Raw genomic sequence first — 26,392 nt, forward strand, 5'->3', positions numbered from 1 at the left:
GAGACCGACATGTGCGGAATAGCCGGCTGGGTGGACTTCGGCCGCGACGTGCGCCAGGAACAGGACATCCTGGAGGCGATCACCCGGACGATGGCCTGCCGCGGCCCGGACGCCGAGGGCATGTGGAGCGACCGGCACGCGGCGCTCGGCCACCGCAGGCTGTCCATCATCGACCTCGACGGCGGCGCCCAGCCCATGGTCGCCGACGAGGCGGGCCGCACGCTGGCCTGCCTGACGTACAGCGGTGAGGTGTACAACTTCCAGGAACTGCGCCAGGAACTGCTCGCCCGCGGCCACAAGTTCCGCACCAGGAGCGACACCGAGGTGGTCCTGCGCGGCTACCTGGAGTGGGGCGAGGGCCTGGTGGACCGGCTCAACGGCATGTACGCCTTCGCCGTGTGGGACGTCCGGGAGCAGACCCTGCTGCTGGTCCGCGACCGCATGGGCGTCAAGCCGCTCTACTACTTCCCGACCCCGAACGGCGTCGTCTTCGGCTCCGAGCCCAAGGCGATCCTCGCCCACCCGGAGGTGCCCCGCCGGGTGAGCGCCGAAGGCCTGCGCGAGATCCTGGAGATGGTGAAGACCCCCGAGCACGGCGTCTTCTCCGGTATGTACGAGGTGCGCCCCGGTCAGCTCGTGCGCCTGACCCGGGCGGGGCTGTCCAAGCGGGTGTACTGGGCACTGGAGGCCCGGGAGCACACCGACGACCTCGACACCACGATCGCCACCGTCCGCGGCCTCCTGGACGACATCGTCACCCGCCAGACCGTCGCGGACGTGCCGCTGTGCTCGCTGCTCTCCGGCGGCCTGGACTCCTCGGCCATCACCGCGCTCGCGCACCAGAAGCTGGTGGCCCGCGGCGAGGGCCCGGTGCGCTCCTTCTCGGTCGACTTCGCCGACCACGGCGGGAACTTCGTCGCCGACCCGGTGCGCGGAACCTCCGACGCGCCGTTCGTCCGGGACCTGGTCGACCACATCGGCGCCGAGCACAGCGAGGTGCTCATCGACAGCGCCCAGCTCGCCGACCCGCAGCTGCGGGCTAAGGTCCTGCGCGCCCTCGACCTGCCGCCGGCCTACTGGGGCGACATGTGGCCGTCGCTGTACCGGCTGTTCCAGTCCGTCCGCGCCCAGTCGACCGTCGCCCTGTCCGGGGAGTCGGCGGACGAGGTGTTCGGCGGCTACCGCTGGTTCTTCGACGAGGAGGCGGTCCAGGCCCAGACCTTCCCGTGGCTGACGTCGGCCACCGGCAAGTACTTCGACGGCAAGTCGCTGTTCGACCCCGGCCTGCTGCACAAGCTGGGCATGCCCGACTTCCTCCGCGACAGCTACGCCCAGGCGGTGGGGGAGACCCCGGTGCTCCCGGGCGAGGACGCCACGGACCGGCGGATGCGGCAGATGAGCTACGTGAACCTGACCCGGTTCGTGCAGACCCTGCTGGACCGCAAGGACCGGATGAGCATGGCCGTCGGCCTGGAGGTGCGGGTCCCGTTCTGCGACCACCGGCTCGTGGAGTACGTGTTCAACGTGCCCTGGCGGATGAAGTCCTTCGACGGCCGGGAGAAGAGCCTGCTGCGGGCGGCTACGAAGGACCTGCTGCCGGAGTCGATCGTGCAGCGGGTCAAGAGCCCGTACCCCACCACCCAGGACCCGGCCTACGAGCAGGGCCTGCGCCGGGCGTTCACCGCGATCCTCAAGGACGCGGACTCGCCGGTGCTGTCGCTGCTGGACCGTGACGCGGCCCGCCGGCTGCTGGACTCGCCGGTCGGCGCCACGAGCGCGCAGTACGACCGCTCGGGTCTGGAGCTGGCGCTCGGCGTCAACGACTGGCTGGTCGCGTACGACGTGACGCTGGACCTCTGACCGGGCCGGCCGGGGCCTGACGGTGGGTGGGCCGGGGCCGGGGCGGTGCCGTTCAGTCGGTGCCGGCCGCGGCCCCGGCCCGGCCCGCGCCCGGGAGGGCGGGGCGGTCCTCGCCGCGGGCGCCGGCGGCTCCGTAACCGTCCCGCGTTGCGGAGCCGAGCAGGTGGTCGAGGAGGCCGGGGTAGCGCTGCTCCAGGTCGGCCGTGCGCAGCGAGTTGAAGCAGCGCGTCCCCTCGGAGCGGACCCAGAGCACTCCGGCCTCCCGGAGGATCTTCAGGTGGTGGGTCATCGTGGACTTGGCTATGTCACCGCCGAGTTCACCGGCCGTGTGTTCCCTGCCGTCGGACAGGGTCAGCACGATGCCCAGCCTGGTCGCGTCGCTCAACGCGAAGAGGACGGCGGGCAGTCGGATGTCCTTGGGGTCCGGGTGGAAGTAGCGGCGCACCCGCCAAGAATCGCACATCCGATCAAGGCCGGGTCCGGATGGCTGAAAAGTGACGCCGAGCTTGCGGCGGAGCCGCGCCCTCGCACTATGTATCTATGTACCGCGACTATCAAACATTGGGGCGCCAGTGAAACTCGTCTACCTCCTCGGACTCGGAGCCTTCGCGCTCGGTCTCGACGCCTACGTCACGGCCGGCCTGCTGCCCGTCATCGCCGACGACTTCCACGCCTCCGTGTCGGCCGCCGGACAGATGGTCACCACCTTCACCCTCGCCTACGCCATCGCCTCGCCCGTCTTCGCCACCCTGCTGTCCGCGTCGCGGGTCCGGCTCGGCCTGCTCGGCTCCCTCGCGGTCTTCTCCCTCGCGAACGCCGGCAGCGCGATCGCCGGCTCGCTCGGCCTGCTGCTGGTCGCCCGGGCCTTCGCCGGTGTCGGCGCCGGCCTCTACCTCGCGCTCGCCGCCTCGGCCGCCGCGTCCCTCGTCGACGAGAAGCGCCGCGGCCGCGCCCTCGCCGTCATCATGGGCGGAATGAGCTCCGGCACCGTGATCGGCGTGCCGCTCGGTGTCTTCATCGCCCAGCACTCCGGCTGGCGCACCACGCTGTGGCTGGTCACCGCCATCGGCCTGGTCTCCTTCGCCGGACTCGCCCTGCGGCTGCCCGTCCTGCCCGCCACCACCTCGGTGACCCTGCGTCAGCGCGCCCAGGTGGTCACCGACCCCCGGGTCGCCTCCATCGTCGGCGTGTCCTTCCTCGCCGCCGTCGCCAGCCTCGGCCTCTACACCTACTTCGCGCCCGTCATGGCGAGCGACATCATGGGCGGCGTCGACAACATCACCCCCTACCTGTGGGCCTGGGGCATCGGCGGCGTCATCGGCAGCTTCCTCATCGGCCCGCTGGTGGACCGGGTCCGGCGCCCGTACTCGCTGGTCGTCGGCATCCTCGTCCTGCTCACTGCCTCCCTCGCCCTGCTGCGCCCCGCCGCGACGGTCACCCCGCTGCTCGCCCTGCTGCCCATCGCGGTGTGGGGAGCGGTGGGCTGGGCGCTCCAGGTCCCGCAGCAGAACGACCTGCTGCTGGCCCGGGGGGACCGCGGCGGCCCGGTCGCCGTCGCGCTGAACGAGTCCGCCCTCTACCTCGGCAGCGCGGTGGGCTCTGGTCTCGGCGGCATCGCCTTCTCCCTCGACTGGGACGGTGCCGTCCTCCCGCTGTTCGCCGCCGGAGCCGCCCTGCTCGGCCTGGTCCTCCAGGTCACCGGCGTCCGCGCGGCGCAGCGCCGGCCGGCCGGGGTGCCGGTGCAGGCCGAGCCCGTGGCGGCCGACGCCGGCAGCTGACGGCCCGGCCCGGGTGGTCCCGTGCGGGTGTGCGGTCGGAGCTCTCCGGCCGCACATTCGCACGGGACCACCTGTGTCCGCCTCAGGCCTCGCTCAGGTCTTGTCCGTACAACTCGATGCGTTCTTCTGCTGTACGGCGGGCAGTCATGAACGGTCCTCCGGACGGTACCCCGCACCCGCTGTCCTTGTGGGCGCCGTCCTCCACCCTCGTTCCTGACATGCAGAGGTCAACCCACCCATGGCTGAGCTGAACCGCCGCCGATTCCTCCAACTCGCGGGCGCGACCGTCGCGTTCTCGTCACTGTCGCAGAGCATCGCGCGCGCCGCGTCCATCGCCCCGCAGGGGAGCACCGGCACGATCCAGGACGTCGAGCACATCGTCGTGCTGATGCAGGAGAACCGTTCCTTCGACCACTACTTCGGGGCGCTGAAGGGCGTCCGCGGCTTCGGCGACCCCCGCCCGGTCACCCTGCCGAGCGGCAAGTCGGTGTGGCACCAGACGGACGCCCTCAAGCGGGAGGTGCTGCCGTTCCGCCCCCAGGTCAGCGACCTCGGGATGCAGTTCGTCCAGGACCTCAACCACGACTGGGCCGGCGGCCACAAGGCCTTCAACAGCGGCAAGTACGACCAGTGGGTCCCCGCCAAGACGGCCACCACGATGGCCTACCTGACCCGCGACGACATCCCCTTCCACTACGCGCTCGCCGACGCGTTCACCATCTGCGACGCCTACCACTGCTCCTTCATCGGCTCCACCGACCCGAACCGCTACTACATGTGGACGGGCTGCACCGGCAACGGCGCCACCGGCAACGGCCCGGTCCTCGGCAACCAGGAGGCCGGCTACACCTGGACGACCTACCCCGAGCGACTGGAGAAGGCCGGAGTCTCCTGGAGGATCTACCAGGACATCGGCGACGGACTGGACGCGGGAGGCTCCTGGGGCTGGATCGGCGACGCGTACCGCGGCAACTACGGCGACAACTCGCTGCTCTACTTCAACAACTACCGCAACGCCAAGCCCGGCGACCCGCTGTACGACAAAGCCCGCACCGGCACCAACGCCAAGGCGGGCGACGGCCTGTTCGACCAGCTGCGCCGCGACGTGCAGGCCGGCACCCTGCCGCAGATCTCCTGGATCGCCGCCCCCGAGGCGTTCACCGAGCACCCCAACTGGCCCGCCAACTACGGCGCCTGGTACGTCTCCCAGGTGCTGGACGCGCTGACGTCCAACCCCGACGTGTGGGCGAAGACCGCGCTGTTCATCACCTACGACGAGAACGACGGCTTCTTCGACCACGTCGTGCCGCCGTTCCCACCCTCCTCCGCCTCACAGGGCCTGTCCACCGTGGCGACCGGCACCGACTACTACGGCGGCAGCATCGGCTACTCGGCCGGGCCGTACGGACTCGGCCAGCGGGTGCCGATGCTGGTCGTCTCACCCTGGAGCACCGGCGGCTACAACTGCTCGGAGACCTTCGACCACACCTCGATCATCCGCTTCATGGAACGCCGCTTCGGCGTCCTGGAGCCCAACATCTCGCCCTGGCGGCGCGCCATCTGCGGCGACCTGACCTCCGCCTTCGACTTCACCGCGTCGAACGCGACCCCGGCAGCGCTCCCCTCCACGGCCGGCTACGTCCCGCAGGACCGCAACCGGCACCCCGACTACGTGCCCACCCCGCCCGCCACCGGCACCATGCCGAAACAGGAGCCGGGTACGAAGCCCACCCGCCCGCTGGCGTACGCGCCCTACGTGGACGGGGCGGCCGACACCGGCACGGGCAAGTACCGGCTCACCTTCAGCGCGGGCGCGGCGGCCGGCGGCCAGTTCCTGGTCACCTCGCCCAACCGCACCGACGGCCCGTGGACGTACACCACCGAGGCCGGCAAGACGATCTCGGACACCTGGAACACCACGTACTCCGGCGGCGTCACGGACCTGACCGTGTTCGGCCCCAACGGCTTCCTGCGCCGCTTCCGCAACCCCGGCAAGACGGCCGGGCCCGAGGTCACCGCCCGCCACAACCCGACCACCGGCAACCTCGACCTGACCCTCACCAACGCGGGCGGCGTGGACATCACCCTCACCGTCACCAACGCCTACGGCGGCACGCCGCAGACCCTCACCGTCCGCCGGGGTGCCACCGTCACCAGCACCGTCGACCTGAGCGCCTGCCGCAACTGGTACGACGTCACCGTCACCTCCGGCGCGACCGCCGACTTCGTGCGCCGGCTCGCCGGCCACGTCGAGACCGGCGCCCCCGGCCTCTCCGACCCGGGCATCCTCACCCGCTGACGCCCCCGGTACGCCGCCGCCCCGGGCACACCCACGTGCCCGGGGCGGCGGCGTACGCGTTCAGAGGAAGTAGAGGCGGTTCAGCGGGACCTCCTCGGCGGGGGAGGACCGCAACGGCGTGCCGTCGAGGGTGACGAGCCCCTCGCGCGGGTCGACGAGGACCTCGCCGAGGCGGGTGTTGCGGACCATGTCGCGCGGACCGATGCCGCGGGTGTGGCGGACGGCGACGCGACGGCGCCGGGTGGTCATGGTGTCGTGGGGGCGGTCCCGGGTGCCGGACTCGGCGGCGGCGCGGCTGGTGAAGGCGACGGAGAGGTCGGCCGGGGTGGCGCCGTGGGCGCCGAACAGGGGCCCCAGAACGAGGGGTTGGCAGGTCTCGGTGGCGGCGTTGGGGTCGCCGGTGACGCCGTAGGCAGGGAAGCCGGCCTTGAGGACCAGCTGCGGCTTGGCGCCGAAGGAGGCCGGCTGCCACAGCACGATGTCGGCGAGCTTGCCGACCTCGATCGAGCCGACCTCGTGGGAGAGGCCGTGGGCGATGGCCGGGTTGACGGTGAGCTTGGCGATGTAGCGCAGCACGCGCTCGTTGTCGTCGTCCGGGCCGTCGCCCTCCAGCGGGCCGCGCTCGGCCTTCATCTTCCCGGCCACGGCGAAGGTGCGGCGCACCGTCTCGCCGGCCCGGCCCATGCCCTGGGCGTCGGAGGAGGTGATGCCGATGGCGCCGAGGTCGTGCAGGACGTCCTCGGCGCCCATGGTGCCGGCCCGGATGCGGTCGCGGGCCATCGCGGCGTCGCCGGGCAGGTCGGTCTTCAGCCCGTGGACGGAGACGATCATGCCGTAGTGCTCGGCCACCGCGTCCCGGCCGAAGGGCAGGGTGGGGTTGGTGGAGGAGCCGATGACGTTCGGCACACCGGCCATCTTCAGCACGTTGGGGACGTGCCCGCCGCCGCAGCCCTCGATGTGGAAGGCGTGGATGGTCCGGCCCTCCAGCACGCTCAGGGTGTCCTCGACGGAGAGGCACTCGTTCAACCCGTCGGTGTGCAGGGCCACCTGGACGTCGTGGGCCTCGGCGACGGACAGCGCGGTGTCCAGGGCGCGGGTGTGGGCGCCCATGTCCTCGTGCACCTTGAAGCCGCAGGCCCCGCCCTCGGCGAGGGCCTCGACGAGGGGAGCGGGATGGGAGGACGAACCGCGGCCCAGGAAGCCGATGTTGACGGGCCAGGCGTCGAAGGCGTTGAAGGCGTGGCGCAGCGCCCAGGGGGAGTTGACGCCGACTCCCCAGGCGGGGCCGAACTCCTGGCCGATGATCGTGGTGACGCCGGAGGCCAGCGAGGCCTCCATGATCCGCGGGGACATCAGGTGGACGTGGGTGTCGATGGCACCGGCGGTCGCGATCAGGCCCTCGCCGGAGACGATGGCCGTTCCGGTGCCGACGACCACGTCCACGCCGTCCAGGGTGTCCGGGTTGCCGGCCCGGCCGATCGAGGCGATCCGGCCCTCCCGGATACCGATCGAGGTCTTGCGGATGCCCTGGACGGCGTCGATCACCAGCACGTTGCTGATGACGAGGTCGCAGGTGTCCCGGACGGCGGCGGCCTTGAGGTGCAGGCCGTCGCGGGCGGTCTTGCCGAAGCCGACGAGGAACTCGTCGCCCGGTCGCTGGGAGTCGGACTCGACCCGGACGACCAGTCCGCTGTCGCCGAGCCGGACCCGGTCCCCGGCGCGCGGGCCGTGCACGGCGGTGTACTCGGACGCTTCGATGCTGCTGCTCACCGCTGGTTCTCCCGTTCGTCGTCGACTGCTCCGAGGTAGCCCTGTTCGGCCGCCCTGCGCAGGGCCTCCCGCCGGGCCCGCGGCGAGTCCAGCGGGCCGTCCACGAGTCCGGCGAAGCCGATCGCGACCCGTTCGCCGCCGATCGGCACCAGGCCGACCTCGACGGTGGCGCCGGGGTCGAAGCGCACCGAGGAGCCGGCCGGGACGGCCAGGTGGGTGCCGTAGGCGGCGGCCCGGTCGAAGGCCAGACGCGGGTTGACCTCGAAGAAGTGGAAGTGCGAGGTGACCGAGATGGGCACGTCCGCGGTGTTGCGCACGGCGAGGACGCGCACGGGCTCCGGCTCGGGCGCGGTACGGCCGTCGGGGAGCACCGCGCCGGGCGCGGCCTCGCCGAGGGTGCCGCCGCCGAACGGGTCGGCGATGACGGCGAGCCGGGTGCCGTCCTGGAAGACGGCCTCCACCTGGATCTCGGTGACCAGGTCGGGGACGCCGGGCAGCACGTCGGCGGCGGCGAGGACGGAGCGCCCCCGCCGGACGGCCTCGGCCAGCCGGAGGCCGTCGCGGGCGGCCTCGCAGACGGTGTCCGAGATCAGCGCGACGGCTTCGGGGACGTTGAGCCGCAGGCCGCGGGCGCGGCGGGCGCGGGCGAGTTCGGCGGCCGTGAAGATCAGCAGCCGGTCGCGTTCGGTGGGGGTCAGCTGCACGGGGGGTTCCCTTCTCCCTCGGTGCGAGGCGGGCGGAACGGGCGGAACGGGGCGGGGTCAGCCGGCGGGCTGGTCGTGGGTGGCGCAGTGGATGCCACCCCCGCCGCCGGCGATGGTGTCGATCGACAGGGGGACGATCTCGCGGTCCGGGAACTGCTCCTTGAAGACCTCCTGGGCGTGGCCGTCGGCCCTGGCGTCGCCGAACTTCGGCAGGTAGACGCCCTTGTTGCCGATGTAGAAGTTCATGTACGAGGAGACGAAGGCGTCGCCGCGGCCGGTGATCCGGTCCGGGTCGGGCTGGCTGATCTCGATCACCCTGAGCTTGCGGCCGGCGGCGTCGGTGGCCTCGGCGAGGACGGCGCGGGCCTGGTCGGCCGAGCGGGACCAGACGTCCGGCGGGGTGCCGGGGAACGCCCGGTCCAGCAGGACGACCCCGGGGGCGGCGTACCGGGCGAGGCAGTCGACGTGGGCGTCGGTGATGTCCTTGCCCTTCACACCCGCCAGCCAGATCACCTTGGTCAGGCCCAGCACCCGCTTGAGCTCCGCCTCGATCTCCTCGCGGGTGCGGCCCGGGTTGCGGTTGTCGTTGACGACGGAGCTCTCGGTGACCAGCAGGGTGCCCTCGCCGTCGGTCTCGAAGGAGCCGCCCTCGGCGGTGACCGGGGTCTCGACCCGTTCGATCCCGTACTTCTCCAGGACGGCGCGGGCGATCCGGCCGTCATTGGTGTGCTCCTGCTTGCCGCCCCAGCCGCTGAAGTTGAAGTCGACGCCCCGGACCCTTCCGCCCTCCTCCACGAAGACCGGGACGGTGTCGCGGGCCCACAGGTCGTCCACGGGGACGGAGAGCAGCTCGACGGCCGAGCCGCAGGCGTTGCGGGCCGAGGCCTCCTGGCCGGGGCGGACGAGCAGGACCACCGGTTCGCGCTCGCCGATGGCCCTGGCCACCGAGGCGATGTCCCGGCGGACGGCCCCGAGCTGCTCGCCCCAGACGTTCTCGGAGGCGGGCCAGGCCATGAAGGTCCGCTCGTGCTTCTCCCACTCGCCGCCGAGCCGGCGTCCGCGGGCGGGAGCCGGGGCGGGGGCGGAGGGCTGTGCGGGCACCTGCGTGGACGCCTGGCCGGGGCCGCCGGTGTCCGTCGGGGCCGCGGAGCCGGCCGGGTCGTCACCGGCGGCGGCGCAGGCGGTCGCACCGAGGGCGATCGCACCGGCGCCGGCGAGCGAGCGCAGGACCGTGCGGCGGGCGAGGGAGGACTGGGACACGCTGGACTCCGGTGGGGCTGGGGTGGTTCAGGAGGCTCCGGCATCGCCGGGACCTGCACTCTTACATTGACTGAAAAATCAGTCAAGCTTGTCGGCGAAGCCGTCCGAAGGGCATCGAAGAGCCGCCGTTCCCCGACCACCCGGTGCGGGAACGGCGGCTCTCAGCCGTTGCGGCGGTACTGGTCCACGGACACCTTGACCGGCCCGTCCGCGCCGGCGGTCGACAGCACCCGGACCACGGCGAGGTCCCGGCCGTCCGCGGACCGGACGCAGAACGCGCCGCGCGGCCCGACGGCACTGAACGGCACATGCCCGGCCGGACGGCTGCCGAGCCCCTTGAGGCAGTCGGCGAGGCCCAGGCCGGTGTCCCGGCCGACGAAGGAGTCGGCGGCCTCCGGGAGGAGGAACTCGCCGTCGCCGCGGCCGACGTACCAGGTCGCGCTGTCGGCCGGGACGACCGCGGCCGTGGCGAGGTCGAACTCGTGGCCGGAATCCGGCGAGGTCAGCTCGACCCCGCGGTAGCCGGGGGCGTAGCCGGCGGTGGGGGTCGGTGCGGCCGGGGCCGTCCGGGTGGGGGACGGGGTTCCGGCGGGCGCTGCCGGGACGGATGGCGCGGGGGTGCCCGGCGCGGCGGATCCGGAGACCGGGGCGTCGGCGGGCGCGGCCTCCACCTGGTCCGGGTCGTCGAGCAGGAACACCGCCGCCGCGGCGCCGACGGTCAGGGCCACGGCGGCGGTCAGCGCCGTTCGTCCGAGGGCCCGTCCGCGGCCTCGGCCGGCCCGGGCGGGTCTTGCCGGGCCGCCCTCGGCCGGGGGCACCGGCCCGGAGCCGGACGCCGAGGGGGGCGGTACCGGCCCGGAGCCGGACACCGAGGGCGGCGGCACCGGCCCGGAAGCGAGGACGGTGGGGGTCGGGACGGCCGCCGGGGCGAGGACCGTACGGGCCGAGGCCCAGCCGGGCTCGGCCGTCCGGTCGCCGTGCCCGCCGGTGCCGCCGTGCCCGCCGGAGTCGCCCGGCGCGGCCTCGGCCGGCACCTGCGGCAGGTGGGCGTGCCGGGTGATCTGGCTGGTCAGCGGGTGCGGCAGCCAGTCGTCGCCGAACCTGAGGTGGCCGCCGACCGCCGGGTGGTTCCGGGCGGCGGCGATCACCTCGGCGGTGGTCGGCCGGTCCTCGGGCCGCTTGGCGAGGCAGTGCAGCAGCAGGTCGCGCAGGCCCGCCGGGGCCGGGCCGAGGTCCGGCTCCTCGTGGACGGTCCGGTAGAGCGTGGACGGGTCGGGCCCGTCACCGAAGGGCGGGTTGCCGCCGGCGACGTGGACGGCCAGGGCCCCGAGGGCGTACACGTCGGTGGCCGGGGTCGCGGGCCGGCCCATCGCCTGTTCGGGCGCCATGTAGGCGGGGGATCCGATACGCAGTCCGGTGCCGGTGAGCGCGGTGGCGTCGGCGGCCCGGGCGATGCCGAAGTCGATCACCCGGGGGCCGTCCGGGGCGATCAGCACGTTGCCCGGCTTGAGGTCGCGGTGCACCACCCCGGTGGCGTGGATCGCCTGCAGCGCCTCGGCGATGCCGGCGATCAGCAGCAGGACCGTTCGTTCGGGAAGCGGGCCGAAGCGCCGCACCACCTGCTGCAGGGACGGGCCCGGCACGTACGTGGTGGCCAGCCACGGCGTGGCGGCCTCCACACCGGCGTCCACGAGCTGGGCGGTGAACAGGCCGTGGATGCGTCTGGCGCTGGCCACCTCCTGGGCGAAGCGGGCGCGGAACTCCGGGTCCTCGGCGAGTTCGGGCCGCACCACCTTGAGCGCGACCGGCCGCCCGCCCGGGGTGTACGAGAGGTAGACCCGGCCCATGCCACCCGCTCCGAGCCGCGCGTACAGCCGGTAGCCGCCGACCTCGCGCGGGTCGTCCGGGGTCAGCTCCTGGAAGACCGGCTGGAGGGCGGACGGGGATCGGTCAGCGGGCATGCGGGCTGCCTCTCTCGGCGGTCGGGGAGTCGGGACGCGCGGGGCCGACGGCCCGGAAGCGGGCGCACGGCTGGCGCGGACCCGCCGAGTTTAGAGGCTTCGTCAGGATCGGCCCAATCCGGCTCCGCGGCCCGGTCCGGTGTCCTGCGGTGCGCGCCCCAGCTCCGCCTCGATCGCCCCGCGCAGCAGGCGGCGGGCGTGCTCGGCCGGCAGGGAGCCGCTGAGCCAGCGCACGCTCAGGCCCTCGACGAGTGCGGTCAGCCGCTCGGCCGCCGCCGCGTGGGCCGGGGCGGTGCCGCACGGGTCGGCCCGGGCGAGCAGCTCGGCGACGTCGTGCACCCAGGTGTGGGTGCTCCTCGCGAGGTCCTCGCGGAGCTCCGGCTCGAAGACCGCGGTCGCCCTCAACTCGCCCCAGGCCGTGCTGTTCTCCCGCACCTCGGCGGTGTCCTGGAGCTCCAGGAGCAGCACCTGCTCCAGGTCGGCGAGGGGGTCCCCGCCCCGCGGTGCCGGGTCCTCGTCGGCGGTGTAGCGGTCGGCGCGGTCGCTGATGAACTCCAGCGTCCGGCGCAGCAGGCCGGCCCGGTCGGTGAAGTGGTAGTAGATCAGCGAGGCGGACACCCCGGCCTCGTCCGCCAGTTCGTTCACCCGCAGTCCGCGTACGCCGCGTCGGGCGATCACCCGGGTCGAGGCCTTGAGTATTTCCGTCCGACGATCCGACATGGTCGTCCACTCTACCGGGCCCTCCGGCCGGTCGGAGCACGTCCTGATGATTCTTTCAGGGGCCGGCGCCAACCACGGAACAAAAGCTTGACTGAATTTTCAGTACGGTGGAGGATGCGGGCACTTCCCACACCCCGACCGGAAGAGGTTTCCCGTGACGTACCGAATGCCCGCAGAGTGGACCGAGCACGAGGGCTGCCTGATGGCCTGGCCCGTCCGCCCGGACCTGTGGGGCGACACCCTGGCCGAGGTGAAGCGCGAGTACGCGGCGGTCGCCCGCGCCATCGCGGAGTTCGAGGCGGTCACCATGGTTGCCCCGCCCGGACACGGTGACGACGCGCGCGCCCACTGCGGCACGGACGCGGACCTCACCGTCGTCGAACTGCCCACCGACGACTCCTGGTTCCGCGACTCCGCGCCGATCTTCGTCCTCGACGGCGACGGCCGCCGGGCCGGCGTGGACTTCCGCTTCAACGCCTGGGGCCGCAAGCACAGCCCCTGGGACGCCGACGACCGGATCAGCGGCCTGCTGCTGGAGCACCTCGGCACCCCGGCGATCCGCTCCGAGATGATCCTCGAAGGCGGCGCGATCACCGTCGACGGCGAGGGCACGCTGATCACCACCGAGCAGTGCCTGCTCCACCCCAACCGCAACCCGGAGATGACCCGGCAGGAGATCGAGGCCGAGCTGAAGGCGCGCCTCGGTGTCGCCAAGGTCATCTGGCTGCCGTACGGCGGGGCGCTGGACACCGAGACCGACGGGCACGTGGACGGTGTCTGCGCCTTCGTCGCCCCCGGCAAGGTCGTGGTGCAGCTCCCGGCCGATCCCGGGCACCCGGACTTCGTGCGGATGCGGGCCAACCGCACCGTGCTGGAGCACTCCACCGACGCCCAGGGCCGGCCCTTCGAGATCGTCGACCTGTCGCAGAGCGCCTTCGTCGAGGTCGACGGCCGGGAGGTCGAGGTCGGCTACCTGAACTTCTACCTCGCCAACGGCGGCGTCGTCGTACCGGTCGCCGGCCACCCCGAGGACGCGGCGGCGCTGGCCGTGCTCGCCGCCGCCTACCCCGACCGCAAGGTCGTCGGCGTGCGCGCCCGGGTGATCGCGTACGGCGGAGGCGGCGTCCACTGCATCACCCAGCAGATCCCGGCCGCCGCGCAGTCCGCCACCACGCAGTCCGCCGCCGCGCCGTCCGCGGCCGATCGCGCCTGACCCCCGCCGGCGAACGGAGAAGACCCCCACATGACTCCCACCGCACCCGCGAGACGCACCGCGCCCCGGCGCCGACTCGTCCTCGCCACCGCCCTGCTCTCGGCCGCCGCCCTGGTCACCGCCTGCTCCGGCCCGCCCCGCGGCGCCGGCCTGGCGGCGGTACAGCTCTCCGCCGACACCCCACCGGCCCAGGGCGAGCTCGACTCCTTCACCTGGGCCACCTACGCCGAACCGCCCACCCTGGACTACGTCCAGGCCTTCGACTACCCGCAGAACACCGTGCTCGCCAACGTCTGCGAGAGCCTGATGCGCTGGACCCCCCGGCTCACCCTGGCCCCCGGACTGGCCGAACGGGCGTCCAACCCCGACCCGACCACCTGGGTCTACGACCTGCGCCCCGGCGTGCACTTCCACGACGGCACGGTGATGACCGCCGACGACGTCGTGTTCAGCCTCGGCCGGCAGACCGACCCGAACAACGCCCCCGCCTGGGCCCAGGTCTTCCAGAACGTCGACTCCGTCACGGCCACCGGCCCGCTCCAGGTCACCGTCAAGCTCAAGCAGCCCGACTCCCAGTTCCCCCAGTACATGGCGACGGCCGCCGGCGTGGTCGTCGCCAGGGCGGGGGTGGAGGCGGCCGGCAAGGACTACGGCACCAGCGGCGGCCTCGACTGCACCGGCCCCTTCAAGCTGGGCACCTGGGCCAAGGGCCAGTCCATCGAACTCCAGCGCTTCGACGGCTACTGGGGCCCCAGGGCCAAGTCGAAGAAGGTCGTCTTCAGCTTCCTCACCGACCCGTCCGCCCGCACCAACGCGATGCTCACCGGCGACGTCGACGGCGGCTACCTGATCCCGACCGAGAGCTACGACCGGCTGCGCGGCAGCGGCGCCGGCACCCTGTACTTCGGCGAGGGCCTGAGCACCGTCAACCTCAACGTCACCAGCATGCAGGGCCCGCTCGGCGACCTGAGGGTCCGCCAGGCGCTGTCCCTGGCGCTCGACCGCTCCGGCTTCGTCAGGGCCGGCCTCGGCGGCGCCGGCACCGTCACCGGCTCCCTCACCACCCGGGCCGTCTGGGCCGGTGCCCCCGACGACGTCCGCAGGACGGCCTTCGACCACCTCGCCCCCACCGCCCAGGACATCGACCGGGCCAGGTCCCTGGTCAAGGAGGCCGGCGCCGAGGGCCGGACCGTCACCGTCGCCACCAGCACCGTCGGCCAGGACGTCTCCCTGCTCGCCACCGCGGTGCAGGCCGCCGGAGCGAGGATCGGCCTGGACGTCCGGCTGAGGACGATCGCCCCGAACGCCTTCACCGCGCTGTTCACCGACCCCAAGGCCCGCGAGGGCCTGGACCTGTTCCCCGAGACGTACTACGACTCGATCACCGACCCGCTCGACCTGCTCGTCAACTTCAGGACCGGCGCCTACCAGAACTTCGCCGGGTACAGCGACAAGGAGTACGACGACCTCGTCGACCGGGCCACCGCCGAGTACGACCCGGCCGCGCGCGGCGCGATCGAGGCGAAGCTCCAGCGGACCGCTTCCGAGAAGCTGCTCTGGATCCCGGTCGCCGAGTGGCCCACCGCCGTCTTCCTGAACAAGCGCCTCACCGGCGCCCCCACCACCATCGCGTACATGTACTACCCGTGGGCCGCCGACGTGGGGGCCGCCCGGTGAACTTCCTGAGATTCGCCGCCCGGCGACTGGTGGAGATGGCCGCGACCCTGCTCGCCGCCTCCTTCGTGGTCTTCGGCGCGATGTACCTGGCGCCGGGCAACCCGGCGAGCTTCCTCCTGTCGGGCCGGTCGGCCTCACCCGCGGCCCTCCAGGCGATCAACGACCAGTACCACCTCGACGACCCGTTCCTGGTGCGGTACCTCCGCTGGCTCGGCCAGGTGCTGCAGGGGGACTTCGGACGCTCCATCACCTACCGCACCGACGTCTCCACGCTGCTCGCCGACCGGGTGCCCGCCACCCTGACGCTGGTCGCCATGGCCCTGGTCGTGGTCGTCGTCGTCGGCCTGGCGCTCGGCTGGATCGGTGCGGTGCGCGGCGGCCGGACCGACTCGGCGATCCTGCTCTCCACCACGCTCGCCGTCGGCACTCCCTCCTTCGTCGCGGCGGTCCTGCTCCAGGGCCTGTTCGCGGTCCGGCTGGGCTGGTTCCCCACCAGCGGCACCGGCGACGGCTTCCCGGACCTGCTGTGGCACCTCACCCTGCCGGCGATCGCCCTCGCGCTGTACCTGATCGGGATGCTCGCCCGGGTCACCCGCTCGGCGATGCTGGACGCCCTGGAGGGCGAACACGTCACCGTCGCCCGCAGCCGCGGCGTGCCCGAACGCGAGGTGATCCGCCGCCACGTGTTCCGCAACTCGCTGGGCACCGTGCTGACCACCGGCGGCCTGGTCGTCTCCACCCTGCTGGTCTGCACGGTCCTGGTGGAGTCGGCCTTCAGTGTCGGCGGCATCGGTCAGCTCCTCGAACTGTCCACCACCACCAAGGACTTCCCGACCGTCCAGGCCATCTCGCTGCTCGTCGTCGCCCTGTTCATGGCCGTGAACCTGGTCGTCGACCTGCTCCACCCGCTGGTCGACCCCAGGGTCGCCCTCGGCACGAGGAGGACCGACGCATGAGTGTCGCCCTCGCCCGCCGGCCCGGCCTCGGCCGCCTCAAGGCCGCCCGCGCCCCGCTCCACCTCGCCTGCCTCGGCGTCGTCGCCCTGGTGGTGCTCGCGGCCCTGCTCGCGCCCTGGCTCGCGCCGGACGACCCGAACGGCGTCGACCTCGGCAACGCCCTGGCCGGCCCCTCGCCCGACCACCCGCTCGGCGTCGACGCCGCCGGGCGCGACACCCTCTCCCGGCTCCTGCTCGGAGCCCGCACCTCCCTGCTCGGCCCGCTCGGCGTGGTCGCCTTCTCCACCGTCGCGGGCGTGGCCGTCGGCCTGGCCGCGGGCTGGCGGGGCGGCTGGCTCGACTCGGTCCTCTCCCGCGGCACCGAACTCGTCTTCGCCTTCCCCGGCATGCTGCTGGCCATCCTGATCGTCTCGGTGTACGGGGAGGGACTGCTCGCCCCCGTCATCGCCCTGGCGGTCGCCTACCTGCCGTACGTCTCCCGGCTCACCCGCTCGCTCGTCCTCGCCGAAAGGGCCCGCCCCTACGTCAGCGCCTACCAGGTCCAGGGCCACTCCACCGCGCAGATCTGCCTGCGGCACGTCCTGCCCAACATCGCCCCGACCGTCCTCGCCCAGTCCACGATCAACTTCGGATACGCCCTGATGGACCTCGCGGGCCTCTCCTTCCTCGGGCTCGGCGTCCCCGCGCTCACCCCCGACTGGGGGCGGATGGTCTTCGACGGCCAGACCGCGATCCAGCACGGCTACCCGCTCTCCGCGATCCTGCCGTGCGTCCTCATCGTGCTCACCGTCGTCGCCTTCAACGTCGTCGGCGAGCGATGGGCCGACCGCGTCGCCCGGAGGACCCCGTGAACCCCAGCAGCGACCGACCGGAGCAACACGTGAACGCCCTCGACATCCGGGGCCTGCGGCTCCGGCTGCCCGGCACCGCCCGACCCGTCCTCGACGGGGTCGACCTCACCGTCGGCCCGGGGGAGACCGTCGCCCTGGTCGGCGAGTCCGGCTCCGGCAAGAGCCTCACCTCCCGCAGCGCCCTCGGCCTGCTGCCGCCCGGCGCCACCGCCGAGGGCAGCGTCCTGGTCGACGGACAGGACGTCCTGACCATGGGCCCCGACCGGCTGCGCGCCCTGCGCGCCGGTCGGGCCGCCATGATCTTCCAGGACCCCCGGTCCGCCATCAACCCGCTGCGCCGCATCGGCGACTTCCTCACCGAGAGCGTCCGCCTCACCGGCACCCTGGGCCGGGAGGACGCCGACCGCCGCGCCGCCGAACTGCTCGACGCCGTCGGCCTCGGCCCGGAACTGCTGCGCCGCCACCCCGGGCAGCTTTCCGGCGGCATGCTCCAACGCGTCATGATCGCCGCCGCGCTGATGGGCGACCCGGTCCTGCTGCTCGCCGACGAGCCCACCACCGCGCTCGACGTCACCAGCCAGGCCGAGGTCGTCGCCCTCCTCGGGAAGCTGCGCCGGCGCTTCGGCACCGGCCTGCTGTTCGTCACCCACGACCTCGGCCTCGCCGCCGCCATCAGCGACCGGGTGTACGTCATGTACGCCGGGCGGATCGCCGAGACCGGCCCCGCCGAGGAACTCTTCGACCGGCCCCGCCACCCCTACACCGCCGCGCTGCTGGCCTCCACCCCCGGGCTGGAGTCCGAGAACCGCCGGCTCGTCGCGATAGAAGGCCAACCACCGGACCTGCGAGAGGAGTTGACGGGATGCGCGTTCGCGGCGCGGTGCCGGTACGCGACCTCCCGGTGCCGCGAGGAGACCCCGGTGACCCACCCGGTCGCCTGCCACCACCCGCTCGAAGGGAGCCGCGCCGATGCCTGAGGCCGTACTGGAGGTCACCGCACTGCGCCGCACCTTCGGCACCGTACGGGCGGTGGACGACGTCTCCTTCACGCTCGCGGCGGGCGGATCGCTCGGCATCGTCGGGGAGTCGGGCTCCGGCAAGACCACCACCGCCCGGATCGTCGTCGGCCTCGAACAGGCCGACGGGGGGCGGGTCACCGTCCGGGGCCGGGCCCGCGGCGGCCGGGTGCGGGGGAGAACCGAACGGCTGGCCCGCGCCCGCGAGGTCCAGATGGTCTTCCAGGACCCGTACCTCTCCCTGGACCCGCGCACCAGCGTCGAGGCCGTGCTCCGGGAGACCCTCCGGCTGCACTTCCCCGGCACCGACCACGAGGCCCGGATCCGGGAACTCCTCGACCAGGTCGGCCTCGGCACCCGGGCGGCCGACGCACTGCCCGGCCGGCTCTCCGGCGGCCAGCGCCAACGCGTCGCCATCGCCCGGGCGCTGGCCGTCCAGCCGGCCGTCCTGGTGCTGGACGAGGCGGTCGCCGCCCTGGACGTGTCCGTGCAGGCGCAGGTCCTGAACCTGCTCGCCGACATCCGCGAACAGACCGGCATCGGCTACCTGTTCATCACCCACGACCTCGGCGTCGTCCGCTGCGTGACCGACGAGGTCATCGTCATGCGTCACGGACGGATCGTCGAATCCGGGCCCACCGCCCGCGTCCTGGACTCCCCGCAGCACGCCTACACCCGGCTGCTGCTGGAGTCCGTCCCCCGGCCCGGCTGGGATCCCGACCGGATCGCCGCCGCGCGCCGCGCCCTGTAGGACGGCCCGGGCCGGGGCGGGGCGCCGCCGCCGAGGCGCCGTGAGCGGATTCCCCCGAACGGCGGGTGCGCGCCGCGCCGGGGTCCGACCTCCCGGTCAGTAGCCTGCGGAGCCGAACCCGACCCCAAGCGAAACGAGGCCCCATGGCTCACCCCCGGCCGTCCCGCCGTTCACTCCTGCGGTCCGGGGCCGTGCTCGCCGCCCTCGCGCTGACCGGCGGCTGCTCCTCCGACGGTGGCGGGGAGGAGCAGCCGGGCCCGAGCGGTACGGCCTCGGGCGCGGCCCCGTCCGCGAGCCCGTCCGCCGGCGGGTGGGCCATGCCGGCCGAGTCCGGCCCGCACACCCGCACCTTCATGGCCTGGCCGGCGCTGGAGGAGGTGTGGGGAGACCAACTGCCCGGGGTCCGGCAGGACATCGCGGGGCTGGCCCGGGCGATCGCCGGCTTCGAACCGGTCGTCCTGCTGGCCCGCCCCGACCAGGCGGCCCAGGCCCGGCAGGCCTGCGGCTCCTCGGTCGAGGTGCTCGAACTGGAGGTCGACGACCTGTGGGCCCGGGACACCGGCCCGACCTTCGTCACCGGCCCGCAGGGCCTCGCCGGGGTCGACTTCAACTTCAACGGCTGGGGCGGCAAACAGACCCACGCCAACGACGCCCTGGTCGCCCGCAACCTCCTCGACCACTACCGCATCCCCCGCATCCAGGCCCCGATCACCGGCGAGGGCGGGGGCATCGAGGTGGACGGCGAGGGCACGCTGATGGCCACCGAGAGCTCCTGGGTCAACGGCAACCGCAACCCCGGCACGTCCCGCGACCGGATCGAGGCGAGCCTCAGGGAGCTGCTCGGCGTCTCGAAGGTGATCTGGTTCCAGGGCGTCGCCGGGCAGGACATCACCGACTGCCACGTCGACGCCCTCGCCCGCTTCGCCGAGCCGGGCACCGTGGTCCTGCACCGCCCCGCCGCCGACGCCCCGGCGGACGTCTGGACCACCGCCTCCGCGCAGGCGCTGCAGGTGCTGCGGACGCAGACCGACGCCAGGGGGCGCACGCTCAGGGTGGTCGACCTCCCCGAGCCCGACATCGGCCGGATCCCGGGCGCGGGCAAGGACTTCCTGGCCACGTACGTCAACTACTACGTCTGCAACGGCGGCGTCATCGTCCCGCGCTTCGGCGACCAGGCCACCGACGACAGCGCGGCCGGCATCATCGGAGACCTCCACCCGGGCCGCAAGGTCACCCAGGTCGACATCAACCACATCGCCTCGGGCGGCGGGGGCATCCACTGCGCCACCCAGCAGCAGCCCGTCGCGCCCGGCGCCACCCCGTGACCGGCCGGGGCGGCGGGCGGTCGAACGGTCAGCCGGCCGACGACAGCGAGTCCAGCAGCGTACGCAGCACCCGCTCGTCGTCCACCGTGCCGTCGAGCGACCCGATGGCGGCGAGCCCGTCCACGGCCGCGGCGAAGGCCTCACCGAGGGGGACCGGGTCGCGGTCCTCGCCGCGCTCGTCCACCAGGCAGCGGAACAGCCCGACGAAGGCGGCCCGCCAGCGTGCGTACTCGGCCTCCAGGCTCGCGCGGACGCGTTCGTCGTTGAGGGCGAGCCAGTGCAGGGCGGAGTGCAGTCGGGCCAGGTCGGGGCTCTCGGGCCGGGTGAGCAGCGCCACGACCCGCTCGGCGCGCTCGGCGTAACCACCCGGTCCGGCCACCGCCTCTTCCAGCGGGGTGATCCACTCGGGCCGGATGTCCTCGACCACCGCGACGACGAGCTCGGTGCGGTCGGCGAAGTGGTAGTGGCACATCCCGTGCGAAACCCCGCACAGGGCGGCCACGTTGCGGGTGGTGAACCGCCCGGCGCCGTCGCCCGCGAGCAGGGTGCGGGCCGCGGCGATCAGCCGTGCCCGGGTCTGCTCGCCCTTGGCCGAGGCCCGCGCCCGGCCGGGCCCGCCCGCCGTGGAGGCCGTTCCCGCGGCCGTGCCTGTCGCCTGTGTCGCCATGGCGGTCACTGTAACGACCGGGGGAGTTTCGTAGGGCCGCATCGGGAACGATGGCTGCGCAAAGTATTGACCGAGCGCTTGGTCAGTTTTACCTTTTCGGTCAACTGCTGCACGAGCAGCGGACGTTGACATGGAGGCAGTGATGGACGACCGCTCCAGATCCGGGACGACGGCCGAGGGAACGCTGGGCCGCCGTCGGTTCCTGACGGCCGCCGGGATCGTCGCCGCCGGCACCGCGCTGACCGCCACGACCGGCGGGCGGGCCCTGGCGGCGAACCGCGGCACCGCTACCGGCGAGGCAGGTGCCGCGGGCTTCCGGGTGCCGCTGGACACCGCCCGGCACACCCGCACCTGGATGGCCTGGCCGGACAGCAGCACCATCTGGCGCGGCAGGCTCGGCGGCGTCCAGTCGAACATCGCCCTCATCGCCAGGACCATCGCGAAGTACGAGCCGGTCACCCTGTGCGCCAACCCGGCCAGTGTCGCCAAGGCCCGGTCGATGTGCGGCTCGGCCGTCACCGTCATCGGGGACGTCCCGGTCGACGACTGCTGGATGCGCGACACCGGCCCGGTCTTCCGCACCGACGGCACGGGCGGCCTGGACACGATCGGCCTCAACTTCAACGGCTGGGGCAACCACCAGAACCCGCACGGCAACGACGCCCTGGTCGCCCGGCGCGTCGCCGCCTACCTCGGCCTGCCGTTCACGGCCGCCGGGCTGGTGGCCGAGGGCGGCGCCATCGAGACCGACGCCGCCGGGACGCTGATGGCCACCCGGAGCAGCATCCTCAACGCCAACCGCAACCCCGGCATGTCCCAGGCAGCGGCCGAGAGCGCGATGTGCGCCGCCTACGGCGCCACCGAGGTGATCTGGTTCAACGGGGTCGCCGGCCGCGACATCACCGACGACCACGTGGACGCCACCTCCCGCTTCCTCGGCGCGGGGACGGCCGCCGTCCAGATGCCGCTCGCGAGCGACACCGACGCCTGGTCGAACGACGCCCGGCAGCAGTACCGGATCCTCACCTCCGCCACCAGCGCCCAGGGGACCCCGTTCGCGGTCAGCCGGATCCAGGGGCCCGACTACAACCTCATCCGCTCCACCGACCCGAACTTCGTCGGCTCCTACGCCAACTACTACCTGTGCAACAACGCCGTGATCGCGGCGCAGTTCGGCGACACCGGGGCCGACGCCGCCGCCAGGGCGGCCCTCGCCCGACTGTTCCCCGGCCGCACCGTCGAGCAGCTCGACATCGACAACCTGGGTGCGGGCGGCGGCGGGATCCACTGCGTCACCCAGCAGCAGCCCGCGGTGTGAGGCGGTGGGGCCGGGTCCGGCCCGCCGACCGGACCCGGCCCCGAGCGCCGGGCCGGCCCCTGCGGGTCTCCCCGGGGAGCCGGCCCGGCGCCCGTTCAGCCCAGGGCGGGGATGTCGTGGGTGGCGCAGTGGATGCCACCGCCGCCGGCCGCGATCGCGTCGATCTTGACCGGCACGATCTCCCGGCCCGGGAAGTACTGCTTCAGGATCTGCTGCGCCCGGTCGTCGGCCCTGGCGTCGCCGAACTTCGGCAGGTAGACGCCCTTGGTGCCGATGTAGAAGTTCATGTACGAGGAGACGAAGGCGTCGCCGCGCCCGGTGATCCTGTCCGGGTCCGGCTGCTGGAGTTCCACCACCTGCAGCTTGCGGCCCGCCGCGTCGACGGCGTCCTTGAAGACGGCGCGGGCCTGGTCGGCCGAGCGGGACCAGACGTCCGGCGGGGTGCCGGGGAAGGCCTGGTCGAGCAGGACCACACCCGGGGCGGCGAAGCGGGTCAGGCAGTCGACGTGGGCGTCGGTGATGTCCTTGCCCCTGACGCCCGCCAGCCAGATCACCTTGGTCACGCCGAGGAGCCGCTTCAGCTCGGCCTCGATCTGGTCCCGGGTCATGCCGGGGTTGCGGTTGTCGTTGACCACGGAGCTCTCGGTCACCATCAGGGTGCCCTCGCCGTCGGTCTCGAAGGAGCCGCCCTCGGCGACCAGCCGGGTCTCGACCCGCTCCACGCCGTACTTGGCGAGCACCGTCCGGGCGACCTTGGCGTCGTTGCCGCGCTGCTGCTTGCCGCCCCAGCCGTTGAAGTTGAAGTCGACGCCCTTGACCGTGCCGCCCTCCTCGACGAACACCGGAAGGGTGTCCCGGGCCCACAGGTCGTCGACGGCGATCGGTACCACCTCGACGGCCGAGCCGCAGGCCTTGCGGGCGGCGTCCTGCTGCTCGGGGCGGGCCATCAGCACGACCGGTTCGCGCGCCGAGATGGCCTGGGCCAGACCGGCCACGTCCCGGCGGACGTCCGGGAGCTGCTCGCCCCAGATGTTCTCGGAGGCCGGCCAGGACATCACGGTGCGCAGGTGCTTCTCCCACTCGGCGCCGAAGCGGCGCACGCCGGGGGTGCCGCCGGGCTGCGGGGGCGGCAGGGTGGCGCCGTCCTCGATGCCGGTGGGGTCGCAGGCGGTGAGGCCGAGGGTGAGGGCGCCGACACCGGCGCCGACACCGGCGAGGCGGCGCATCAGGGTACGGCGGGACAGGGCAGGGGACATACGGGCACTCCGGCTGTGGTGGTCGGTGCGATGGACGAGGTGTGCGGTACGGCTGCTGGGCTGCTGGGCGGCCCGGTGGCTACGGCAGTGGTTCGTGCATGGTCGAGCAGTGGATGCCGCCGCCGCCGGCCATCAGGCGGTCGACGTCGAGTTGCACCACCTCGCGGCCGGGAAAGGCCGCGGCGAGCGCCTCCCTGGCGGCGGCGTCCTTGTACGCGTCGCCGAACTGGGCGGTGATGACGCCCCCGTTGACGAGGACGAAGTTGAGGTAGGAGTCGACGAACTTGGAGCTGCGGGAGCGGACGGTGTCCGGGCCGTGCACCGGGAGGACCTGCAGCCGGCGGCCCCGGGCGTCGGTGGCGGTGGAGAGGATCGCGAACTGCTCGCGGGCGTCCCGCGCCCAGGAGTCGTTCCGGTCGGCGGGCGGCAGCTGCACCATCACCACGCCGGGGCGGACGAACCGGGAGGTGACGTCCACGTGGTCGTCGGTGATGTCCTGGCCCCTGACGCCCGGCAGCCAGATCATGGTGTCCGCGCCGTACGCCTCCAGGACGGCCTCCTCGATCTCGTCCCGGCTCATGCCGCGGTTGCGGTTCTTGTTGACCAGGCTGCTCTCGGTGGCCATCACGGTGCCGTCGCCGTCGGTCTCGATCGCGCCGCCCTCGCCGACGAAGTCCGCGTAGGTGTGGCGCAGGCCGCGGCGGGCGGCGAGGCGTTCGGCGACCAGGGCGTCGTCGTGGTGCACCTGCTTGTTGCCCCAGCCGTTGAAGTTGAGGATCACGGCGTCCAGGCCGCCGTACCCGTCCCGGCGGAACACCGGCGCGGTGTCGCGCATCCACAGGTCGTCGGTGGGGATGGCGGTGATCACCTCCACCCCGGAGCCGCACCGGGACTGCGCCTTGCCGGCGGTCCAGTCGTCGGGGGCGCACATCACCACCGGCTCGAACTCGGCGATCGTGCGGGCGATCAGCGCGATGTCCTCCTGGACGCCGCCCAGGCGCAGTCCCCACACACCCCGGCGGGAGGGCCAGGACATCCAGGTCCGGGCGTGCGGGACGTCGTCCGCCGGCACCCAGGGGTACGGCCCGGTGGAGCGGTCGTCGAGGTGGTGGGTCATGAGGATCTCCAGATCGTGCGACGGTGCCGGGAAGGGCGCCGAGGGCCGCCGAGTCCCACTCTTCGCGCCGAAACGCGGCGGCGCACCACGGGACCGGGCCGGCGGCAGCGCCCTGCCCGCGGCTTCAGGCTCGCACTGACTGAAAGTTCAGTCAAACTCATGGGCGTGCCATGACGCATCCTTGACGGGTTTCCCGCGCAGAGTGACGACCCCTGCGCGGTCCGTACGGCTCAGGACCCGAGCCGGGCCACCTCGACGTCGATCGCCTCCGTCAGCAGGGTGCGGGCGTGCGCCAGCGGCAGGCTCCCGCTGAGCCAGCGCGTGCTCAGCCCCTCCAGCAGCGCCGTCAGCCGCTCCGCCGCACCGGCCAGCGCGACCGCCGAGGACATCGGCCGCACGGTGCCGAGCAGCTCCGCGATCTCCTGCACCCAGATCCGGGTCGCCCGCGCCAGGTCCTCGCGCAGCGTCTCGTCGAACACCGCGCTCGCCCGCAGCTCGCCCCAGGCAGTGCTGTTCTCCCGCACCTCGGTGGTGTCCTGGAGCTCCAGCAACAGGGTCTGCTCCAGCTCCTCGCGGGGCGTCAGCGGCGGGGCGTCCTCGGCGCGTTCGGTCGTGTACCGCTCCGCCCGGTCGTTGATGAACTCCAGCGTCTGCCGGAGGATCCCCGTGCGGTCCTTGAAGTGGTAGTAGATCAGCGCGGTGGACACCCCCGCCTCGGCCGCGAGCTCCTCCACCCGAAGCCCACGCACCCCGCGCCGCGCGATCACCCGCGCCGCTGCTTCCATGATCGACGTTTTACGACTGGCCACGATCCACCACCTTACCGGTGGCGTCGGCGCCGGCTCCGCCCGCTCACTGACCGGCCGATCAGCCGGAGACGACCGGGCGGGGAAGCACGCCGTCCCGGCGGCGAAGCGACGTGCCGCGCGGACCCCGGCGAGTGGATCGAACGGCCACCGGACACGGCCGCGGAGCCGACGGACAGGGCCCGCGCCGGGAGCCCGGCCCCCGCGCCCACCGGGCGCCCGACGCGCTGACCTCGGTCGCAGCGGCCGGAACGGACCCGAAGGCCGGGCCGCGGCACGTGACGCAGGTCACGCCGGACGGAGAACCCGGGTGCCGGATCCCGCGTCTGGCTGGTGTGAGATCACGCAGGAGAGCACTGGACGACATGGACGAGGAACGGCTCCTCCGGCTGGTGGCCAAGGGGGACCGCGGGGCGTTCGACGAGCTGTACAGGCGTACGTCGCCGTGGCTGGCGGTGCGGCTGCGCCGCCGCTGCGCGGACGAGCAGATCGTCGCCGAGGTCATGCAGGAGACCTACCTCGCGGTGTGGCGCGCGGCCGGCGCGTTCGCCGGGAGCGCGGTCGGCGGGACGGCCGTCGGGTGGCTCTGGACGATCGCGGCACGCCGCCTCGTCGACGCGTTCCGGCGCCGTGCCCACCACGCCGAACCGCCGGTCGCAGCCGCCGAGCGGGCGGTGGTGCCCGCCGCGGAGGAGGAGGCGCTCGCCGGGTCCGTCGGCGGCGACGTCGGCGACGCCCTGCGACGGCTGGCGCCGGAACTCCGAGAGGTACTGCAGGCCACGGTGCTCGACGGGCTCTCCGTCCGGGAGACCGCCGTCCTGCTCAGACTGCCCGAAGGCACGGTCAAGACCCGTGCCCGCAGGGCCCGGATCGCGATGCGGGAGGCGCTGGCGTGAGCAAGCGGAGAAAGCGGGTCGTCGAGAGGTGCGCGTTGCGCGAAGCGCCCGCTGGGGCGGAGCGAGGTGGGCGCGTGAGTGAGCGAAGCGAGCGAGTCGTCGAGAGGTGCGCGTTGCGCGAAGCGCCCGCTGGGGCGGAGCGAGGTGGGCGCGTGAGTGAGCGAAGCGAGCGAGTCGTCGAGAGGTGCGCG

General features: G+C 73.3%; 22 protein-coding genes. 12 read left to right on the forward strand and 10 right to left on the reverse strand.

All coding sequences use genetic code 11. The features are described 5' to 3' along the window. The first annotated feature begins 9 nt into the window (after positions 1-9). A complete protein-coding gene (asnB, locus tag ACGF0D_RS32820) occupies positions 10-1,860 on the forward strand; it encodes an asparagine synthase (glutamine-hydrolyzing) (RefSeq protein WP_392922484.1) in 1,851 nt (616 codons plus the stop codon). Between the two features lie 52 nt (positions 1,861-1,912). On the opposite strand, the gene ACGF0D_RS32825 is transcribed toward asnB, so the two are convergent. Beyond that, entirely contained in the window at positions 1,913-2,323 is a 411-nt protein-coding gene (locus ACGF0D_RS32825) for an ArsR/SmtB family transcription factor (RefSeq protein WP_392884298.1), read from the reverse strand. A 109-nt stretch (positions 2,324-2,432) separates the two neighbouring features. On the opposite strand from ACGF0D_RS32825, the gene ACGF0D_RS32830 reads away from it, so the two are divergent. After that, complete coding sequence (locus ACGF0D_RS32830) at positions 2,433-3,638, forward strand: MFS transporter (protein ID WP_392922487.1); 1,206 nt, start codon at positions 2,433-2,435, stop codon at positions 3,636-3,638. A gap of 238 nt (positions 3,639-3,876) precedes the next feature. After that, positions 3,877-5,937, forward strand: coding sequence for a phosphocholine-specific phospholipase C (locus ACGF0D_RS32835; RefSeq protein ID WP_392922490.1), 2,061 nt, complete (start codon positions 3,877-3,879; stop codon positions 5,935-5,937). Positions 5,938-5,997: 60 nt separating this feature from the next. Here the strand turns inward: ACGF0D_RS32835 and ACGF0D_RS32840 are convergent, their stop codons facing one another. From ACGF0D_RS32840 to ACGF0D_RS32860, 5 genes are all read right to left on the reverse strand, one after another. Beyond that, on the reverse strand, positions 5,998-7,707 hold the full coding sequence (locus ACGF0D_RS32840; protein WP_392884293.1) for an urease subunit alpha: 1,710 nt from the start codon (positions 7,705-7,707) through the stop codon (positions 5,998-6,000). After that, entirely contained in the window at positions 7,704-8,411 is a 708-nt protein-coding gene (ureA, locus tag ACGF0D_RS32845; protein WP_392922493.1) for an urease subunit gamma, read from the reverse strand. Before ureA ends, ACGF0D_RS32840 begins: the two co-directional genes overlap by 4 nt. Before the next feature lie 57 nt (positions 8,412-8,468). After that, positions 8,469-9,671, reverse strand: coding sequence for an agmatine/peptidylarginine deiminase (locus ACGF0D_RS32850; RefSeq protein WP_392922496.1), 1,203 nt, complete (start codon positions 9,669-9,671; stop codon positions 8,469-8,471). Between the two features lie 161 nt (positions 9,672-9,832). Further along, entirely contained in the window at positions 9,833-11,632 is a 1,800-nt protein-coding gene (locus tag ACGF0D_RS32855; protein ID WP_392922498.1) for a protein kinase, read from the reverse strand. 102 nt (positions 11,633-11,734) lie between these two features. Further along, positions 11,735-12,352: a TetR/AcrR family transcriptional regulator gene (locus tag ACGF0D_RS32860; RefSeq protein ID WP_392884288.1), complete on the reverse strand. Its 618-nt coding sequence runs from the start codon at positions 12,350-12,352 to the stop codon at positions 11,735-11,737. 154 nt (positions 12,353-12,506) lie between these two features. Between ACGF0D_RS32860 and ACGF0D_RS32865 the strand changes: the two genes are divergently transcribed. The 7 genes from ACGF0D_RS32865 (at position 12,507) to ACGF0D_RS32895 (ending at position 20,141) form a co-directional block, all read left to right on the forward strand. Then, the gene (locus tag ACGF0D_RS32865) at positions 12,507-13,565 is read left to right on the forward strand and encodes an agmatine/peptidylarginine deiminase (protein ID WP_392922500.1); all 1,059 of its coding nucleotides are present in this window, start codon (positions 12,507-12,509) and stop codon (positions 13,563-13,565) included. 30 nt (positions 13,566-13,595) lie between these two features. After that, on the forward strand, positions 13,596-15,242 hold the full coding sequence (locus tag ACGF0D_RS32870; RefSeq protein ID WP_392922503.1) for an ABC transporter substrate-binding protein: 1,647 nt from the start codon (positions 13,596-13,598) through the stop codon (positions 15,240-15,242). Then, positions 15,239-16,198 carry an ABC transporter permease gene (locus tag ACGF0D_RS32875; protein WP_392922506.1) on the forward strand — a complete coding sequence of 320 codons (960 nt, stop codon included), beginning with the start codon at positions 15,239-15,241 and terminating at the stop codon, positions 16,196-16,198. Before ACGF0D_RS32870 ends, ACGF0D_RS32875 begins: the two co-directional genes overlap by 4 nt. Further along, positions 16,195-17,049: an ABC transporter permease gene (locus ACGF0D_RS32880; protein ID WP_392922509.1), complete on the forward strand. Its 855-nt coding sequence runs from the start codon at positions 16,195-16,197 to the stop codon at positions 17,047-17,049. Before ACGF0D_RS32875 ends, ACGF0D_RS32880 begins: the two co-directional genes overlap by 4 nt. After that, positions 17,046-18,026, forward strand: a complete 981-nt coding sequence (locus ACGF0D_RS32885; RefSeq protein ID WP_392884281.1) for an ABC transporter ATP-binding protein — start codon at positions 17,046-17,048, stop codon at positions 18,024-18,026. Before ACGF0D_RS32880 ends, ACGF0D_RS32885 begins: the two co-directional genes overlap by 4 nt. After that, the gene (locus tag ACGF0D_RS32890) at positions 18,019-18,816 is read left to right on the forward strand and encodes an ABC transporter ATP-binding protein (protein WP_392922512.1); all 798 of its coding nucleotides are present in this window, start codon (positions 18,019-18,021) and stop codon (positions 18,814-18,816) included. Before ACGF0D_RS32885 ends, ACGF0D_RS32890 begins: the two co-directional genes overlap by 8 nt. Positions 18,817-18,959: 143 nt before the next feature. Beyond that, the gene (locus ACGF0D_RS32895) at positions 18,960-20,141 is read left to right on the forward strand and encodes an agmatine deiminase family protein (RefSeq protein ID WP_392922515.1); all 1,182 of its coding nucleotides are present in this window, start codon (positions 18,960-18,962) and stop codon (positions 20,139-20,141) included. A 28-nt stretch (positions 20,142-20,169) separates the two neighbouring features. Here the strand turns inward: ACGF0D_RS32895 and ACGF0D_RS32900 are convergent, their stop codons facing one another. Next, a complete protein-coding gene (locus ACGF0D_RS32900; RefSeq protein ID WP_392922518.1) occupies positions 20,170-20,808 on the reverse strand; it encodes a TetR/AcrR family transcriptional regulator in 639 nt (212 codons plus the stop codon). Positions 20,809-20,950: 142 nt separating this feature from the next. Here ACGF0D_RS32900 and ACGF0D_RS32905 point away from each other — a divergent pair, with 142 nt between their 5' ends. Next, positions 20,951-22,126: an agmatine/peptidylarginine deiminase gene (locus tag ACGF0D_RS32905; RefSeq protein WP_392922521.1), complete on the forward strand. Its 1,176-nt coding sequence runs from the start codon at positions 20,951-20,953 to the stop codon at positions 22,124-22,126. 95 nt (positions 22,127-22,221) lie between these two features. Here ACGF0D_RS32905 and ACGF0D_RS32910 read toward each other — a convergent pair whose 3' ends face one another. The 3 genes from ACGF0D_RS32910 to ACGF0D_RS32920 form a co-directional block, all read right to left on the reverse strand. Continuing rightward, a complete protein-coding gene (locus ACGF0D_RS32910; protein ID WP_392922523.1) occupies positions 22,222-23,382 on the reverse strand; it encodes an agmatine/peptidylarginine deiminase in 1,161 nt (386 codons plus the stop codon). A 79-nt stretch (positions 23,383-23,461) separates the two neighbouring features. After that, positions 23,462-24,499, reverse strand: a complete 1,038-nt coding sequence (locus tag ACGF0D_RS32915) for an agmatine/peptidylarginine deiminase (RefSeq protein ID WP_392884272.1) — start codon at positions 24,497-24,499, stop codon at positions 23,462-23,464. Positions 24,500-24,729: 230 nt separating this feature from the next. Continuing rightward, positions 24,730-25,308 (reverse strand): TetR/AcrR family transcriptional regulator, encoded by a 579-nt coding sequence (locus ACGF0D_RS32920; protein ID WP_392922525.1) that lies wholly within the window; start codon positions 25,306-25,308, stop codon positions 24,730-24,732. Positions 25,309-25,670: 362 nt separating this feature from the next. On the opposite strand from ACGF0D_RS32920, the gene ACGF0D_RS32925 reads away from it, so the two are divergent. Continuing rightward, positions 25,671-26,201, forward strand: a complete 531-nt coding sequence (locus tag ACGF0D_RS32925; protein WP_392884269.1) for an RNA polymerase sigma factor — start codon at positions 25,671-25,673, stop codon at positions 26,199-26,201. Positions 26,202-26,392 lie beyond the last annotated feature (191 nt).

It is taken from the genome of Kitasatospora sp. NPDC048298 (assembly GCF_043201465.1).
GTDB lineage: Bacteria > Actinomycetota > Actinomycetes > Streptomycetales > Streptomycetaceae > Kitasatospora.

What these genes read in the sequence shown, in the direction of transcription:
- ACGF0D_RS32835 (WP_392922490.1), top strand. Translation starts at nt 3,877, where the DNA reads ATGGCTGAGCTGAACCGCCGCCGATTCCTCCAACTCGCGGGCGCGACC.
- ACGF0D_RS32825 (WP_392884298.1), bottom strand. Translation starts at nt 2,323, where the DNA reads ATGTGCGATTCTTGGCGGGTGCGCCGCTACTTCCACCCGGACCCCAAG.
- ACGF0D_RS32925 (WP_392884269.1), top strand. Translation starts at nt 25,671, where the DNA reads ATGGACGAGGAACGGCTCCTCCGGCTGGTGGCCAAGGGGGACCGCGGG.
- ACGF0D_RS32855 (WP_392922498.1), bottom strand. Translation starts at nt 11,632, where the DNA reads ATGCCCGCTGACCGATCCCCGTCCGCCCTCCAGCCGGTCTTCCAGGAG.
- ACGF0D_RS32915 (WP_392884272.1), bottom strand. Translation starts at nt 24,499, where the DNA reads ATGACCCACCACCTCGACGACCGCTCCACCGGGCCGTACCCCTGGGTG.
- ACGF0D_RS32910 (WP_392922523.1), bottom strand. Translation starts at nt 23,382, where the DNA reads ATGTCCCCTGCCCTGTCCCGCCGTACCCTGATGCGCCGCCTCGCCGGT.
- ACGF0D_RS32905 (WP_392922521.1), top strand. Translation starts at nt 20,951, where the DNA reads ATGGACGACCGCTCCAGATCCGGGACGACGGCCGAGGGAACGCTGGGC.
- ACGF0D_RS32895 (WP_392922515.1), top strand. Translation starts at nt 18,960, where the DNA reads ATGGCTCACCCCCGGCCGTCCCGCCGTTCACTCCTGCGGTCCGGGGCC.
- ACGF0D_RS32890 (WP_392922512.1), top strand. Translation starts at nt 18,019, where the DNA reads ATGCCTGAGGCCGTACTGGAGGTCACCGCACTGCGCCGCACCTTCGGC.
- asnB (WP_392922484.1), top strand. Translation starts at nt 10, where the DNA reads ATGTGCGGAATAGCCGGCTGGGTGGACTTCGGCCGCGACGTGCGCCAG.
- ACGF0D_RS32900 (WP_392922518.1), bottom strand. Translation starts at nt 20,808, where the DNA reads ATGGCGACACAGGCGACAGGCACGGCCGCGGGAACGGCCTCCACGGCG.
- ACGF0D_RS32860 (WP_392884288.1), bottom strand. Translation starts at nt 12,352, where the DNA reads ATGTCGGATCGTCGGACGGAAATACTCAAGGCCTCGACCCGGGTGATC.
- ACGF0D_RS32880 (WP_392922509.1), top strand. Translation starts at nt 16,195, where the DNA reads ATGAGTGTCGCCCTCGCCCGCCGGCCCGGCCTCGGCCGCCTCAAGGCC.
- ACGF0D_RS32870 (WP_392922503.1), top strand. Translation starts at nt 13,596, where the DNA reads ATGACTCCCACCGCACCCGCGAGACGCACCGCGCCCCGGCGCCGACTC.